Annotated in this window: 14 protein-coding genes and 1 tRNA gene; 2 read left to right on the plus strand and 13 right to left on the minus strand. The window is 51.4% G+C overall.

The window, feature by feature from the left end; genetic code table 11:
* Positions 1-38: 38 nt before the first annotated feature.
* The 9 genes from BD_RS10510 to BD_RS10550 all read right to left on the minus strand — a co-directional run bounded on the left by BD_RS10510 (position 39) and on the right by BD_RS10550 (position 8,449).
* A tRNA-Cys gene (locus tag BD_RS10510) sits at positions 39-112 on the minus strand.
* Between the two features lie 62 nt (positions 113-174).
* Complete coding sequence (locus BD_RS10515; protein ID WP_038449581.1) at positions 175-1,626, minus strand: ATP-binding protein; 1,452 nt, start codon at positions 1,624-1,626, stop codon at positions 175-177.
* A gap of 82 nt (positions 1,627-1,708) precedes the next feature.
* A complete protein-coding gene (locus tag BD_RS10520) occupies positions 1,709-2,587 on the minus strand; it encodes a site-specific tyrosine recombinase (RefSeq protein WP_011164726.1) in 879 nt (292 codons plus the stop codon).
* A 93-nt stretch (positions 2,588-2,680) separates the two neighbouring features.
* Positions 2,681-3,307: a hypothetical protein gene (locus BD_RS10525; protein WP_011164727.1), complete on the minus strand. Its 627-nt coding sequence runs from the start codon at positions 3,305-3,307 to the stop codon at positions 2,681-2,683.
* A gap of 125 nt (positions 3,308-3,432) precedes the next feature.
* Complete coding sequence (locus BD_RS10530) at positions 3,433-4,203, minus strand: hypothetical protein (RefSeq protein WP_038449586.1); 771 nt, start codon at positions 4,201-4,203, stop codon at positions 3,433-3,435.
* 432 nt (positions 4,204-4,635) lie between these two features.
* The gene (locus BD_RS10535; RefSeq protein ID WP_080559003.1) at positions 4,636-5,823 is read right to left on the minus strand and encodes a SpoIID/LytB domain-containing protein; all 1,188 of its coding nucleotides are present in this window, start codon (positions 5,821-5,823) and stop codon (positions 4,636-4,638) included.
* A 92-nt stretch (positions 5,824-5,915) separates the two neighbouring features.
* A complete protein-coding gene (locus tag BD_RS10540; protein WP_011164730.1) occupies positions 5,916-6,668 on the minus strand; it encodes a slipin family protein in 753 nt (250 codons plus the stop codon).
* Between the two features lie 12 nt (positions 6,669-6,680).
* Positions 6,681-7,955, minus strand: coding sequence for an NfeD family protein (locus BD_RS10545; RefSeq protein WP_011164731.1), 1,275 nt, complete (start codon positions 7,953-7,955; stop codon positions 6,681-6,683).
* Positions 7,952-8,449, minus strand: a complete 498-nt coding sequence (locus BD_RS10550) for a hypothetical protein (protein WP_011164732.1) — start codon at positions 8,447-8,449, stop codon at positions 7,952-7,954. Before BD_RS10550 ends, BD_RS10545 begins: the two co-directional genes overlap by 4 nt.
* A 148-nt stretch (positions 8,450-8,597) precedes the next feature.
* On the opposite strand from BD_RS10550, the gene BD_RS10555 reads away from it, so the two are divergent.
* Positions 8,598-8,801 carry a hypothetical protein gene (locus BD_RS10555; protein WP_011164733.1) on the plus strand — a complete coding sequence of 68 codons (204 nt, stop codon included), beginning with the start codon at positions 8,598-8,600 and terminating at the stop codon, positions 8,799-8,801.
* On the opposite strand, the gene BD_RS10560 is transcribed toward BD_RS10555, so the two are convergent.
* The gene (locus BD_RS10560) at positions 8,798-9,994 is read right to left on the minus strand and encodes an MFS transporter (protein ID WP_011164734.1); all 1,197 of its coding nucleotides are present in this window, start codon (positions 9,992-9,994) and stop codon (positions 8,798-8,800) included. The two genes, BD_RS10555 and BD_RS10560, sit on opposite strands and share 4 nt — an antisense overlap.
* 77 nt (positions 9,995-10,071) lie before the next feature.
* Between BD_RS10560 and BD_RS10565 the strand changes: the two genes are divergently transcribed.
* On the plus strand, positions 10,072-10,476 hold the full coding sequence (locus BD_RS10565) for an Ig-like domain-containing protein (protein ID WP_041583561.1): 405 nt from the start codon (positions 10,072-10,074) through the stop codon (positions 10,474-10,476).
* On the opposite strand, the gene murJ is transcribed toward BD_RS10565, so the two are convergent.
* From murJ to uvrB, 3 genes are read right to left on the minus strand one after another with little or no spacing between them, the layout of a single operon-like run.
* Entirely contained in the window at positions 10,477-12,039 is a 1,563-nt protein-coding gene (murJ, locus tag BD_RS10570; protein ID WP_011164736.1) for a murein biosynthesis integral membrane protein MurJ, read from the minus strand. It abuts the gene before it with no gap.
* On the minus strand, positions 12,036-13,928 hold the full coding sequence (uvrC, locus tag BD_RS10575; protein WP_011164737.1) for an excinuclease ABC subunit UvrC: 1,893 nt from the start codon (positions 13,926-13,928) through the stop codon (positions 12,036-12,038). The genes murJ and uvrC overlap by 4 nt, the downstream gene beginning before the upstream one ends.
* Positions 13,915-15,990 carry an excinuclease ABC subunit UvrB gene (uvrB, locus tag BD_RS10580; protein WP_041583562.1) on the minus strand — a complete coding sequence of 692 codons (2,076 nt, stop codon included), beginning with the start codon at positions 15,988-15,990 and terminating at the stop codon, positions 13,915-13,917. The genes uvrC and uvrB overlap by 14 nt, the downstream gene beginning before the upstream one ends.
* Positions 15,991-16,096 lie beyond the last annotated feature (106 nt).

A 16,096-nucleotide genomic window follows, 5' to 3' on the forward strand; every position in this document is an offset into this window, starting at 1 on the left:
TTAAAACGCAAAAACCCGCTGTTAAGCGGGTTTAAAGTTGGAGGTGACGAGCGGATTTGAACCGCTGTAGCAGCTTTTGCAGAGCTGAGCCTAACCCCTCGGCCACATCACCATGTGCATTTTCTTATGCGAAGGAAGGACCAAATTAATCCCTCCCCCCGTTTAAGTCAATATTTATCCCCCAAGTCGTTTTAAAGCTTCAAACGGAAGGTGGGTGATCTTTAAGGCTTCCTCAACATGAAGCGGATGAAGCTTTTCAGCCTTCATCAGGTCGGCCAAACTCCTCGCGACCCGGAGCGTCGCAAGCTCCCGACGCCGAGAGGACAGCTCTTTCGGGAACAGCTCGCGCATATAAAACCCCGGCAAATCCTGGGTCAGCTCTTCCCAGCTCCAGCGGGCGGCCACCCTTAAAAACCGAGGATCTTTTCCGGCCATGGCGGCCCGAAATGCCCGAACCTCTTCCAGCTCTTTTAAAAGACTGATCCCGGTGACCGTCCCGCCCTCTTCCCGCTTGCGGGTGAAAAAGGTGATCTGAAAGCGATCCACCAAAGGCCCCGACAGGCGCTCCATATAGGAATGGCATTTCTTAATCGAACGCCCGCAGATGACCTTGGCCTGCGGCACCCAATCCCCGCAGGGACACAGGTTCGTGGTCGCGACCACCAGGGTGTCGGCCGGATGCTCTTCCACGTACCTTCCGCGACGAATGCGGATGCGGAAGTCTTCCATGGGTTCTCGCAACGCCTCTTGCGCGCGCGGGTTGAACTCCAACAATTCATCTAAAACCATCATCCCCTTGTGCGCACGGGTGATGTCGCCTTTAAACGGCGGCACTCCCCCGCCGATCAATCCCAGCGGCGAAGTCGAATGGTGAGGATGCACCAGCGGGCGCCAAGACAAAGGCGCCTCGGCACCGCCTTTGTTGTTCTGACGGATTTCATGCATCTCTTTTTGCGTGGGAGCCGCCAGCAAGGCGTGCAGCGCTTTGGCGATCGTGCTTTTTCCCGAACCCGCAGGGCCAGCCAGCAGTACGGAATGCTCGCCAATGGCGGCAAGTTTTAAAAGCTTTGCCTGACGTTCTGGGAACTCCAGATCAAGACCAAACGACGGACGTTCAATTGAATACTCGCGCGGAGCATGGGCCACGATCTCGGGCGCTGTCACGGATTTTAACTCCCGCAAACACGAACGCGCAAAGGGTGATGAGCGCCCGTCCCCGTCTCCGGTCCACACGGTCAATGGAACTTCGGGATCAAAGTCTTCATGCAGATCCCCCGGTTCAAACACCTCCCCTCCAAGGGAAAGCTCTCCATACACCAAGGCTTCCCCATCCAAGGGCTTTGGCACTTGTTCTGTTTCCCACAAAATGCCCAAAGCCACGGCCAGCTCCAACCCCCGCGAAGTTTTCTTTAAGTGCGAAGGTCGCAGGTTCACCAAAATCTGCTGCGCTTTCGGGAATTCATAGCCCTGATTGCGGATGGCGCTTTTAATACGATGGATGCTTTCTTTGATCGCCTGATCCGGCAAGCCTAAGAATTGAATTTGCGGCAACCCTGGGACGAAGCTCAGCTCCACTTCCACAGGCACCAGACGGTCGTTGTTTCGAATAAGTGATTGGATTTTCATGACAGGGCCCAGAAGCAAGTTCAGGCCCGCTATAGAACAAATAAAAAAGGCCCCTCAGAGAGGAGCCTTTTCGAAAGCCGGACTATTTATCCGCATCCACCATCTGTGACAGCGGATGGTGTTCTTCGATGGTTTTGGTCATCGTGTTGGTGGTGACGTTGGTGTAAATCTGCGTTGTCTGGATGCTAGCATGTCCCAGCAGCATCTGAATGGATCGCAGATCCGCTCCGCTTTCCAGCAAAGCCGTTGCACAACCATGACGGAATCGGTGCGGATTCACCGGCTCAGCAAAGCCTGCACGCGCCGACCACGCCGCCAGCCATCTCCACACATCCACGCGGGACGGACGATGACCACGGTCGTTGATCAAAATAGACGGGCTATTTTCTTTCACCAGAGCCATTCGGTGTTCTTTCAAATAAACTGTCAGATTTTCTGCCAGCTTTTCAGTCAAAGGCACCAGGCGTTCTTTATTGCCCTTACCCAAAACCTTGATCCAACGGTCCGTCTGATTGAAATCAACCACATTCAGACCGATCAGTTCAGACACACGGCAGCCCAAACCGTACAGGAACAACAACGTCAGCTGGTTGCGTGCGGTTTTCACGGCATCCGGCACTTCTGCCGCATCAAAAAGTTGCTGGAACTCTTGCGGAGTCAGAACCTTTGGCAAGCCCACTTTCACTTTGGGTGGACGAAGCTCACGCAGCTCCGGGCATTTCATCCCGCGGGTTTCACAGAATTTGAAGTAAGTGCGCAAAGAAGAGATCACACGGGCCTGAGAGCGTGTGGAGAGCTTATTTTTCTTCATAAACTCATAAAAGCCCGGCACCGTTTTACCGGTTTTACGGTACTCAAGATAGAGTTCCAAATCGCGGCGATATGCCATCACCGTATTCTGGGAGCGTCCTCGTACATTTTGCAGTTCATCAAAGAAGTCGATCCAAAGAGGTAGTTCCATACCCTTATTAGACCCAGACTTTCATCCATACGCAAGAAAAAACCCCAGGTTTCCCCGGGGCTTGGTGATTCGTTTGTTTGGATTTGGTGAGGATTAGTAGAAGGAACCGAAGAATCTGCCAGAGCAAGCGTAACCATTGACTCTGGTCACAGAAACTTTAGCGAACAGACGGGTTCCGGAAGTGAACAACTGACCGTTTTCGATCTTCACTTCGATGTTACCCACGTTGCTCAGCATTGCCGGCACATTCACATCGCCGCCAGCCAAGCCCATAGTTCCAGTCGTCAAAGTCTGCAAATTGTAAGTCCCTGCTGGCAAAACACAAGGAGTCAACTGAGCCCCCGTGATTGTATCCACATCCAGCATCTGCTTGGTCACAACCATCTGACCCTGAATCGCGATTGGCCCCTGGTAGTTGTTGTAGTTGTTACCGGAGGCATTTTGCTGAATCAGGTTCGCTGACACGATGATCTGCATGTTCTGCAAAATGATCTCTGGATTGCTTGTCGAAGACTGCGATTGGAAAGTCGTCAGCACAACCGGTGCTGTGATATTTCCACAAGCTTGCGACAGACAGTTCAAACCCACATTGGTGTTTGTCCCGCCGCCACCACCGCCTTTTCCGCAGGCGGCCAAAGCCAGTACCATACCCAGCGCTGCGAAAGCTCGTGTGAACATCTTTGCTGGAAAACTTAAAGTTTTGTTGTTAAGTCCTTCCATTTTTTCTCTCCTGGTTAATTAATAAATTCTTTTTTTAAAATTCTTAAACTGCTTCAGCCTGCGCGCCCGTCCACACTCCGGCTTCGCCGGAGTAGCTGCGCTTCGGCACTGCCGGCCGGGGCCGACTATTTAAACGCTGCGGATTTCGCCAAGCCAGAGAATGTTCCAAGCTTTTTGAATCCGTCTGCCGGGTACAGGCTGGTCTTGTCAATCACCGCGGAAGCGCGGCAGTTGTATGGACCAGAGCGGATGTACCAGCACTTTCTGTAAGGAGACTGTTGTACGTAGGACTGTGCGAAGTTCTTGTAGTAGACAGAACCTGTTACATATCCGCCGCCTTGACCGTCACCTTGATTCACAACGTTATCCACGATCAGGACAATGGCACCTTGAGCATCCTGGAAGTAAGCGCTGAACACTGTCTTGCTGCCGTATTTGAACCAGTAGTTATAGTTATACTCCAGCATGTTGTTGTCCTGCAGACCGCTCAGTTTCTGATTGGTGCCAGAACCGGACTCAAACACACCTTGATACTGATAACCTGTATCCACATAAGAGATCTTCACAGAACCGGCATAACGGCCGCTCTCAAGCTTTTGCAGATCCACGGTCAACTTATAGTTGGATGGATTGTTCAGCGGGTGAGATGCCACATAGTTACTGAACTCAGTAAATGATGTCGGTACGAAATCAACCGTGTTGCTGCCAGAAGTGGATCCGGAAGAAGATGAACCAGAACCATCTGGGGAAGTTGGTACGCTGCCATCAACTCCACCATCAACAACTGGAGTGTTGGTGTTGGATCCAGTCTGGAACTGATTGCTCTTACCACAACCAACGCCCATCAAAGAGAACGCCGCCAGCAGGAAGATCAGTTTAGAGTTGAATGTTTTCATATCAGCCTCACTTAAAAGGTCCGGTTGATTGATGGACCTCTCACCAAGACTCTGTTGCGATGCTTGTGCCAACCCTGCCAAAAGGGCCTAACTCCATGATCTAACTGGGATTTTACAGCTAATCTCAGGGTGGTACAAACACCAGTAATCGTCTAATCCTTGAGGAAGGTGCGCAAAAGGGGCACCACTGTCACATCCTGAGCCGCCTAAAACTTCGACGAAAAAAGAAATATTTAAGATTTTCCCTCATCTTACCGAAATGGGATGTATCAATTTAAACAAGGAATTATAGATGACTGTTACAGCAACAAACGCATTGATCCTGGGCGCAGTATTCATGTTTGCTGCCCGCGTTTTCTTGGCATTCTAAGAATAGAACTTCCAAAAAAACTTTATCCGCGAACTCTTGAAATGGGCTTACAGGCCCTTTTTTTATTTCTGAACAGTCTCTTGCGCGACCAGCGTCGCACCACTCAAACCCGCCAATGGATAATAGTGTTTTAAAATCTGACGGAAGGAATATCCCTTCTGCCCCAGAGCGCGACTGCCCCACTGACAAAGACCCACGCCATGACCAAAACCCCGGCCCTCGAACAGGAACCGATCCCCGGTTTTCTTCATATCGAACAAAGCACTGCGCAGATCCTGAAAACCCAGCGCCTGACGGAATTCATTGGCTGAAATCACCTTGTCCGGCAGGCCATTGAATGCCACACGCACAGACTTGATCCTTTGATCCGCCGGGTTTCGTTCAAGCTTCAGTTCACTGAAGTCCTCAACCTTCAAACGCTTTTGCAAATCCATTTTCGTCAGTGCCAACTTCCAGTGCCCCCGCGGGTTCGTGGGACAAGAGCTGTCCACCACCACACCGGTGTTCACACCATAGTTCCAGACATTCTTGGACGTCGTGGTTTTGCCACCGCAGTCGGAATGATAGAAGGCCTTCAGCACGCGGTCCTTATTCCCCAAAAGCTTGATTCCTTTGGTCGACTCCACGGCCTGCAGCGCTTTTTGAATCAAAGGGCTTTGGCGGTCTTCCGCCACCACATGACGAAACACCTGATCCAGCACACTGCTTTCAAGATGATAGGCTTTGTCTTTGCGTTCATTGATCACCGCCAGGGCATAGGATCTTGCCGCCACAGCCTGAGCCTTCAAGGTTTCCAGAGGCCAGGACAAGGGCATTTCGCTGGCCAGAACCCCGGTGATGTATTCATCCAGTGGCATCACGCCGATGACATCAATATGTCTTTCAGAGTTCAAACTCAGCAAAACCCGGCCCGGCAGAGCCTGCGATCCGGCTCGCAGATTGTGCCCCTGGATCATCAGGTACTTGTCGGTAAAAAGGTGTTCAGGGTCTTTGTTGTTGATACGAAGGGCCCAGATTTTTTTGGAGCCTTTGGAAAGAACTCGAACTTCGGCAGAAGATGAATTGGGAATCGCCACCGGACGGAAATTCTGGGTCAGGTTCTGAAACTGCAAACCCGTCCCGCTAAAGGCAATTTTACCCGCCAATGAGCTTAAGCGCACACGCACAATTTCTTTATCTTCCGCGCGGGCCTCTGATGTGAAACTGACCAAACCAATGCTGAAGATCAACGCTGCAAAAACGAGCTTCACTGTTGTTACTCCATCCGTAGAGCAAAAAAATAGGGATAAAGCGTCTTGCTTTACCCCCTCTATTAAACCAACAGTGGTCCAGCGATGAAAGTCTAGTTTTCCTTTTTCGTCATCTCCATGAACGGTTTAATCATGTCTAGAGGCAACGGGAACAGGATCGTGTTGGATTTATCACCAGCAATTTCCGTCAAAGTCTGCAAATAAGCCAATTGCAGGGCTGATGGAGATCCCGCCAGAGTGTTGGAAGCTTCCTGAAGCTTCTGCGCACGCTGTACTTCCCCTTCCGCGCTGATGACTTTTGCACGACGCTCACGCTCAGCTTCCGCTTCGCGGGCCATGGCTCTTTGCATTTCTTTTGGAAGGTCGATTTGTTTCACTTCAACCATCGTCACTTTGATTCCCCAGGATTCAGTCGCCTTATCCAGGATCACCTGCAAAGCGGCATTGATCTTGTCACGATGCTCCAGCACGTCATCAAGATGGTACTGACCCATCACAGAACGCAAAGTGGTCTGCGCCAGCTGACTGGTTGCAAAGTAGTAGTCTTCGATTTTAGTGATCGCTTCCATCGGAGAAATCACTTTGAAATAAACAACCGCATTCACCTGCATGGACACGTTGTCTTTTGTGATCACGTCCTGAGGCTGAACGTCCATGGTGATAGTACGGGTGTCGATCTTGATCATGCGCTCAACGAACGGAATCAACAGAATCAAGCCCGGACCACGCACGCCCACAGCCTTACCCAGACGCAAAACCACGCCGCGTTCCCAGTCATTCAAGATCTTGATCATCGAGCTGCCAATAATGCCGCCGATGACGATTAAACCAATTATAAATTCCATGCTGCTATCTCCTTATTTGTTTTTTTTCACATTCAACGTCAGACCCTGGCGCCCGGTGATGTGCACGCGGTCCCCGGGGGCTAGTGAGTCTTCAGACACAAACTTCCAGATCTCTCCGATGATCTCAACTTGACCGCTGTGTCCGTTGCCTTCCACCGTCATCACGATGCCATCACGGCTTTGCATCTGCGCATCCGTATCCTGGGTGCGCAAGCGAATCGTCTTCACTGCAAGATACCCCAAACCCAGGAAGAAGATCCCCAGAACCCCCACCACAGAAACAATCAAAGAAATTGGCAATGTATACCCCGTTGTCTGCGCATCAAATAAAAACACACTCCCGACAAACACGGCAATCAGTCCGCCAATACCCAATGCACCAAAACTAGGGATGAACATCTCCGCAATCAGGAAGGCCACGCCCAACAAAATCAAAGCCAGTCCTCCCCATGCGACATCCAGTTTATGGAAAGCCACCATGGAAAGCACCAGACCGATCCCCCCGATCACACCCGGCGCAATCAAGCCCGGATTGGTGACTTCGACATACAACAAAGCCAAACTTCCCATAAACAGCAGGTAAGCAAACTCGGGATCCGCAATAAAACTCAGGACTTTGTAACGAAGATCCGGCACAAATTCGCGCAGGTCATGAACCGCCACAACAGAGGGCTCTTTCTTTTCTCCCACCACAACTTTGCGCCCCTGCGCCTGTTGCAGAAACTCCAGTTCCGTGGCGGCCAGAATATCCAAAGCCCCTTCCGCGTGCGCGACTTCGCTGGAAAGTGATTTGGCCTCGGTGATAATTTCTTTAGAGAACTTCAAACTGCGGCCGCGAAGTTTCGTCACACCTTCCATCCAGCTGACGGTGTCGTTGATCAGTTTCTTGCGCAGATCTTCCGGCGTCTTTTCACCCGTTCCCAGAATCGGTGTTGCAGCCCCAATATTGGTGGCAGTCATTCCACCATTCACATGACAGGCCTGCAGAATAATGGCCCCCGCACTGCCAGCATGCCCCCCGCGAGGAGCAATCAGACACAAGTACGGAACTGGTGAAGCCAGAATGCGTTCAACAATCAAACGCGTGCTTTGCAGACTGCCCCCCGGAGTATTGATACGCAGATAAAGAGAGCTGCATTTATCCTCAACGGCCCGCTTTTCTGCGCGCTCCAGATAATCAGAGGTGCTGGCCGAAATGGCCTCGTTGATGGTGATCGCCGTCGTACAGTCCGCTTTGGCAACCACCGACAGCAAAGACACAAACAGGATCAGCATCAAAGACTTCATACTCCGAGCTCCTTCATTACTTTTTGCAGGTCATTCCACACGACTTTTTTGGCGGCCGGGTCTTCCAGCAGATAGGCCGGGCTGTAAGTTTCAAGCCACTTGCCCGGACCCTTAAAGATCAGCTCACCGATGTCTTTCGGGAACGAGCTATAGACAACCACCACTTTGCTTTCACAGATTTTCGCCAGTTCTGAGGGCAGTTGCGAACGGTCTTCCACCGTGCAATCCAGCTCAAGCACCTGCAGATTGCGCAGCTTCATCGCCGCCTTCATCTTGGAGTAAAGATCATTCACTTCCGGCAGGAACAGGCTTTCTTTACTCTGCGTCAGGATATTTAAAAACACCAACTCATAATGGCGAAGTTCCGAGACCGTGAACGGCCCCTTGGCAGTGAAAAACTGCGTCTTGGCAGCCTCAGCCCCGGCTTGTTCCGGAGCGAGCATGACATTTTGCAGACCAAGAACGTCTTGAAGATACTGGATGTAGTCTTTCATGGCGCCGATTGTATCTGGACCTTAGTTCGGAGACACCAAAAACCGGGGTTAATGCACTGCCAAAGGGAGCCAAAACCCGCTTTTTTGTCTCAAGTTGAGACAAACTTTACCGATAAGAAAGATATCACGCACAAACAGGAGGCATCACATGGAAGTATTCAAATTCAACATCATCCCGACTGAAGAATTCATGAAGCGCGAAGCCTTCCGCAAAGCCATCAACAACTGTGAAGCCTGCGGCACAGCTCTGGAATTCAGCTATAAACAATTGAATGAATTCGCAGTGCTTTCCGAAGAAGCATCCTGCCCGTGCTGTGCTTTGATCAAAGAAGAAAATCATCGCGTGCACTAACCGCGCGCGAAGTCTTTAAGCCCTTTGTAAAATCCGATCAGCCCCAATCCCACGGAAGCCATGACCAGGGCCACGGATGTGGAACCCACACGCGCCACGGCTCCCCAGGAAATCGCTCCCAGTGCCATACCGGCATAGAACACCGCCAAGAACACCCCCAGCATTGTCGCTTTCAATTGCGAGGTGCCGGTGATCTGCCTGGAGCTCATGTTCATCAAAGTCGAAAGAACCAGCCAGCCGACTCCGCCACAGAACATCGCTGCACACATCAGCATGTAACCGGGCGCAAGGCCCAGCAATAAAATCCCCACCGCATAAATCACATACGATCCAGCCAAAGACCTTTGCGTGCGATCCGGATGCATGATCTTTCCCGACAAGAAGGCACTGACACAGGCACCAAGCCCCAGGAATCCCAGAAGCGATCCGTATTGCAATGAACTCAGTTGCAGCTCAATACGCCCGCGCGTAGGGTAAAGCGCCCACAGGGAAGACGCAAAAAAGGTGACAAGAAAAATCTCCACCCACAGTTTCATGTTGTGCAAAGAAAGAAGCGGTTTCCAGTCACTGTCTTGAATGCGAACCTTTTGCTTCTGTGACTCCACTGTCTGCGGCACCGGCCACTTCCAGAAAAACAGAATCAACCCCAGAAAGGAAATACTGTTCACCATAAACGCACTGCTGGGACCAAAACCACTTAAGATACCACCGCCCAGCGTAGGCCCCAGAACCCGGGTGATATTAATCCCCATATAGTACACCAGCACCGCTTGCGCCTGCATGGTGTTGGGAACAAGGTCGGTCAGCACCGACTGAAATGCCGGGTTTGCCAGGGCAAAACCCACACCCATGATCAACGACAGCCCCAGCAGGCTGACTTCGGTGACTTGCTCTGTCCAAACCAAGTACGCCAAAAGACCCGCGGCAAAACACATCAGACATTGCGCGAACAAAAGCAATTTTCGACGATGCCCCAGATCCGACAAATAACCAGAAGGGATGCTGAAGAACAGCACCGGCAAGCTTCCGGTAAAGGAAAGCAAAGAAATAATCAGAGGTGATGTCGACAAATGTGTCATCACCCAACTGGCTGCCACATCCTGAATCCAGGTCCCCAGATTCGACAAAAAGGCACAGATCCAGAAGGATCGATAGATTGAAATTTTCATCGGTGACCAGACTGATTCGTTCATGACAAGAACAGCATACTCCTGAAAAACTTTGCGACCAATCTCTTCTTGGGAAAAAATAGAGGTGTCAGGAGGTGCTTATGAAGCTTCTACTAAGTATTTTCCTTGCCGCAAGTCTTAGCCTGCCGCTGAGCGCTGGGGCCGAACCGATGGAAGTGACGGTCACTCCATCCACGATAGAGACACAATCGCATCAATACTACTACTACAACTTTGGCAGCGTGCGTGTGAATTGGAGTCAATACGCTGATATCTATCTGCGCAACACAGGACATGAGCCTTTGTATGTTCGTGGGGTCTATATCAGCGGTGCCGCGTTCTGGGCCTGGAGCCAATGTCCGAACTATCTGTATCCGGGCCAAAGCTGTTTGACCCGTGTCGAGTTCCGCCCTTGGTATGAAGGCTATTTCAACGGTGCACTCAGATTCGCATTCCCGAACGGCAGCATTGTCGTCGAGCTTTATGGCTGGGGTGTGCGCTGGTGATTAACGAATACGGCGCAGAACTTTCTGCAACAAACTGTGAGCTTGCTCTACTTTCAAAACAAAACCCAACGTGAAGTAGAGCAGGCCATAGACGGACAGTGCCACTGCGGCACGCGCAATCACGTGAATGGAAGCATCCAACAACCCTTTGGCAACCAGGGCTCCGGCGCCAGCACCCAGCAACGCCATCAGCCACACTTTACCCTGGAACTTTAAAGACAATCCGGTGCGCCCAATGCGTTTGTTCAAAGACTTGCGCAAAAGATAGAACTCAATCCAGCCCGCCATCCCGGCGGCCGCAGTCAAACCCACCGTGCCCCACTGAGAATCAAACCCCAAAGCCTGAGGCACATAGAACCCCAGCATCGCACCCAAAAGCGTCGCAAAGATCACCCGCACAATCGCAAACTGCAGCGGTGTCCTGGTGTCCTTCAAAGAAAAGAAAGTCGATGAATAAAGACGGCCCAATGTGGAAGCCAAAAGCCCGACCGTGTACCCCACCAGGACCATCCACACATAGTGGGTGTTTTGCGCCGTGAATTCACCGGTCTGGAAAACCGCACCGACAATCAGGTCCCCCAAAATCAGGAACCCCGCCACCGATGGAATAATAAAGAACGCAATCTGTTCAAGGCCCTTGTTCAAGCGTCCTTGCAGGTAGTGGCGGATTTCTTCGTCAGAACCCGTCGCCTGGGACATCGCCGGCAGCTCGGCCGCTGACACACTCATGCCAAACAAACTGACTGGCAAAAGGTATAAAGTCTGTGCGTAAGCCAAGGCGGACACAGCTCCGGTTGGCAGCAAACTGGCCAGCACGTTATCGATGTAGGCACTGACCTGAACCACACCGCGAGAAAACACCACGGGCACAAAGTTTCTCACCACCAAACGAACGGAAGAAAGCTTTAAATCCAAAGACGGAGAAATCTTTTTCCCCAAACGCAAAGCCGAAGGCAACTGCACCGCAAACTGCAGGAAGCTTCCCGCCACCAGGCCCCAGGCCACAGTCACGGCCAGATCAAACTGCCCTTGCTTCCCACCCCACATCACCAAAGCTGCGATGATGGCCAGATTCCAGATCACTGGCGCCACATAGGACAGGAAAAACTTGCGATGAGAATTTAAAATACCCAGGCACCACGCCGACATCACCAAAAAACCCGTACCCGGGAACAGGATCTGTACGATTTGAACAGTCAGGTCCCGCTTTTCACCGGTGAACCCCGGCGCAATCACATCAATCAAAAACGGTGTCGCCAGAACACCCAACAGCACCAGCCCTGACGTCATCAGGAACAGCAAACTGCCGATGACCGAGGCTACCTTGGCGGCGTCTTCATCGTGTTTTTTTGCCAGTAACTGGGCATAGACGGGAATGAAGCTTGCCGACAGCACGCCTTCACCGAAAAGATTTTGCAGGAAGTTGGGGATTTTCAAAGCGGCTTTAAAGGCATCCCCGGCATCCGAGTTACCGAAGTAGTGGGCAAAAACCCTTTCGCGGATCAAACCCGCGATACGGCTTAAAAATATCCCCAGTCCCACCAAGAGCGCATGACTCTTCACTCTTCAACCTCAGTTTCTTCTTCTTCACTTTCATTAAGCTGCAGCAAAATACGTTCTGCCAGGACCCGGTTAAAGCCCTTCAGTTTTGCAATTTCCTCTGGATCAGCCATTTTGATTTCATCAATAGAGTTGAACTGAGTCAAAAGAACTTTCTTTCTTTTTTCCCCCAAGCCGACGACGTAATCCAACTCACTTTCAAGCGACGTGCCTTCGCGCAGCTTGCGGTGATAAGTGATGGCAAAACGATGGGCTTCATCGCGGATGCCCGACAGAATATATAATGCCTCGGCATTGTGCTTAAAGATCACCGGATTGGAACGACCCGGCAGGAAGAAGCGCTCTTCGGTCGACTCCACTTCCTGCTTTTGGAAATCACTTTCTGTGCGCGCCTTGGCCAGACCCACCACCGGGATGTCCTTGCGCCCGATCTCTTCCAGTATCTTCATGGCCTGGGACAACTGCCCTTTGCCACCATCAATCACGATCAGCTGCGGATCATCATATTCTGTGTGTTTGAATCGACGGCTTAAAACCTCGTACATCGAGGCAAAGTCATTGATCCCCTGAACAGTTTTGATCTTGTAACGACGATAATGCTCTTTGGCGGGAACTCCGTCCTCAAACACCACCTGAGAGGCCACGGTTTCAGCCCCCTGGAAGGTGGAGATATCATAACACTCAATACGACGCGGACGTTCCGGCAGATTGAAACGCTCTTTGATCTCCTCCAAGCCCCGCAGCTTTTCTTCGGATTTCGAGACATACTTCAGGAAGTGAGACTTGGCGTTTTCATGGGCCATGTCGACCAGATTGCGCCCCCGCTCATCGGTGGCAAATCGAACCGTGGTTTTACTGCCGGAACGTTCCTTCAGGACTTCTTCCATCAGCTTGGTCAAATCGTTGCCAATATCCAATGGCAGCAGAACCTCGTCCGGGATGAAGTTGTCTTCATAGTACTGATTCAGGAAGTCCACCAGCCACTCACGCGGATCTTCGACGGCGTCGTTCGGGTCAAAGTGAGGCAGATAGTGTGGTCTAGTGCCGATCACTCGTCCGGCACGGATGTGAACGGTTTCAATCAGACAACCCCGTTCATCGCCATAGTAACCCAAAGCATCCTGATCTTTCTCGGAGGTGTCGTTGATGACCGCCTGCTTCTGCAAGATGGCTTTGATGGCCTCAATGGAGTCACGCAAACGGGCGGCGACCTCGAACTTTTCCTCGTCCGCTGCGCCCATCATCTTTTCAGTCATCGACTTGATGACCTTCTTGTTTTGCCCCTTCAGGAACAGCTTCGCCCCTTCGACTTCGTTGCGATAATCTTCCATAGTGATGTACTTCACACAAGGGGCTGTACAACGGCCGATCTGATAGGTCATGCAAGGACGTGTGCGGGATTTAAAGACCGCATCGGTGCAATCGCGGATTTTGAAGGTCCTGTTCAGAAACTTGATCGTGCCATGCACGGCCAAACCCGAAGTGTAGGGACCGAAATACAAAGACCCGTCTTTTTTCACCTTGCGCGCCAGATAAAGTCTTGGCGCCTGATCACCCCAGCTAAAACGAATGTAAGGATAGGCCTTATCATCGCGCAATCGGATATTGTATTTGGGGCGGTGTTTTTTGATCAGCGAGGCTTCCAGCAAAAATGCTTCAACCTCGGTTTTAGTCAGAATGTATTCAACTTCGCAGATGTTCGAAACCAGCAAACGCGTCTTGGGACTGTGGTCCTTACTGTCGTTAAAGTAGCTGCGCACACGGTTTCTAAGATTCTTCGCTTTCCCGATATAGATGATCTTGTCGGCGGTGTTTTTCATCAGATAAACACCACTTTGCGTCGGAAACTCTTTTACCTTGTCGCGAACTTCCTCGAACTTACTTGAGGCCATCCTTGACGACCTCCGCACTTTCCTGTTCGATCTCCCCGCTGCGCACGTTCAGCTCCACAATCTGCAGTCGTTTGATTTCGTCGCGGATCTTCGCGGCTTCCTCAAACTCGAGATTCGCAGAAAGCTCTTTCATGCGGGCGCGAAGTTTGGTGATCTCCTGCTGGATTTTCTCGGGCTGTTGCGCAAACTTCTGCATAATGGCGGCGGACTTGTTTTCACCACCCAATGGTGTGGAAACTGTTCCATCAAACATTTCGCCCAGACCATCACGGATGCGTTTTTTCACAGACTGAGGCGTAATACCATGGGCCTCGTTGTATTCACTCTGGATACGACGGCGGCGTTCGGTTTCATTGATGGCTTTTTCCATACTTTCAGTGACGGTGTCTCCGTACAGAATCACCCGGCCATTCAGGTTGCGGGCCGCACGACCGATGGTTTGCACCAGGGATCTTTCTGAACGCAGGAAGCCCTCTTTATCGGCATCGGTAATTCCCACAAGGCTGACCTCAGGGATATCCAGGCCCTCTCGCAACAAGTTGATCCCCACCAAAACGTCGAAAACCCCCAGACGCAAATCGCGCAGGATTTCCATTCGCTCCATGGTGTCGATCTCGCTGTGCAGGTATTTGACCTTGATGCCCAGATTTTCATAGTACTCGGTCAGATCTTCGGCCGAGCGTTTGGTCAGGGTTGTGATCAGGACACGCTCTTGCTTGCTGACGCGGATGCGGATTTCCTTCAGCAGATCATCGACCTGATGTTTTACCGGACGAACTTCCACGATCGGGTCAATCAAACCGGTCGGTCGGATGATCTGCTCAACAATAACCCCTTCGGATTTTTGCAGCTCATAAGTGCCCGGCGTCGCCGACACATAGACAACCTTGTCCATCATGGCTTCGAACTCCTGGAAGTTCAAAGGACGGTTGTCCAGCGCTGACGGCAGACGGAAGCCGTGTTCGACCAGATTCATTTTGCGCGCACGGTCCCCGCGATACATCCCCCCGATCTGGGGCACAGTGACGTGGGACTCGTCGATAAAAGTAACAAAATCTTTCGGGAAATATTCAAGCAGCGTCGGAGGAGGCTCCCCCGGCCCCCGCCCCGTCATGTGGCGGGAATAGTTTTCAATCCCCTGGCAGAAACCCATTTGTTCCATCATCTCGATGTCGTAATAAGTTCTTTGTTCCAGTCGCTGGGCTTCAAGCAGTTTCATTTCCTGATTCAACTGCACCAGACGATCGCGCAGTTCATCCTGAATGGTTTTAATGGCGCGTTTTAATGAATCATCACTGGTGACGTGGTGACTTCCCGGATAAATACCAATCTGGTCAAGTTCTTCCAGAATCTGCCCGGTCAAAGGATCAATCCAGGAAAGGCGCTCGATATAGTCGCCGAAGAATTCAACACGCACGGCGCGCTCTTCTTCATACGGAGGGAAGATTTCGACATTGTCGCCGCGCACTCGCACTGTTCCGCGCGAGAAGTCCACGTTGTTGCGCTGATACTGAATACGGATCAACTCACGCAGCAGGTGATCGCGCTTCATCGAGGTGTTGGAGACGATTTGGATCATCATGCCTTCATAGGCCTCGGGCGAACCCAAACCATAAATGCATGACACCGAGCTGACGATGATCACATCACGACGATCAAACAATGAACGTGTCGCCGAGTGGCGCATGCGATCGATTTGTTCATTAATAGCCGAATCTTTTTCGATATAGGTGTCAGTGGAAGGAATATAAGCTTCCGGCTGATAGTAATCGTAATAGCTGACAAAGTATTCCACGGCATTGTGCGGGAACAGTTCTTTAAACTCCGCATACAATTGCGCTGCCAAAGTTTTATTCGGAGCCAGCACCAGCGCGGGCTGATTCAAGTTTGCAATGGTGTGCGCCATCGTGAAGGTCTTGCCCGACCCGGTCACACCCAGCAGTGTCTGGTGCTTCAAACCTGCGTTGAAGTTTTCAGCAATCTGCTCAATTGCTTTCGGCTGATCACCGGAAGGTTTAAACTCGGACACCAATTGAAAGTTCTTTTTATATGCAGAGGCCATCCCTCCAAGGATAGCACGATCGTAAAAAAGTACCCGCCATTTTTTGGCCCTACTCTGCGTTATATGCGAGGTGGCAATTAAAGGTTTTCTTGCCTCCCCACCGGAC

Source organism: Bdellovibrio bacteriovorus HD100 (genome assembly GCF_000196175.1).
GTDB classification, from domain to species: Bacteria; Bdellovibrionota; Bdellovibrionia; order Bdellovibrionales; family Bdellovibrionaceae; genus Bdellovibrio; species Bdellovibrio bacteriovorus.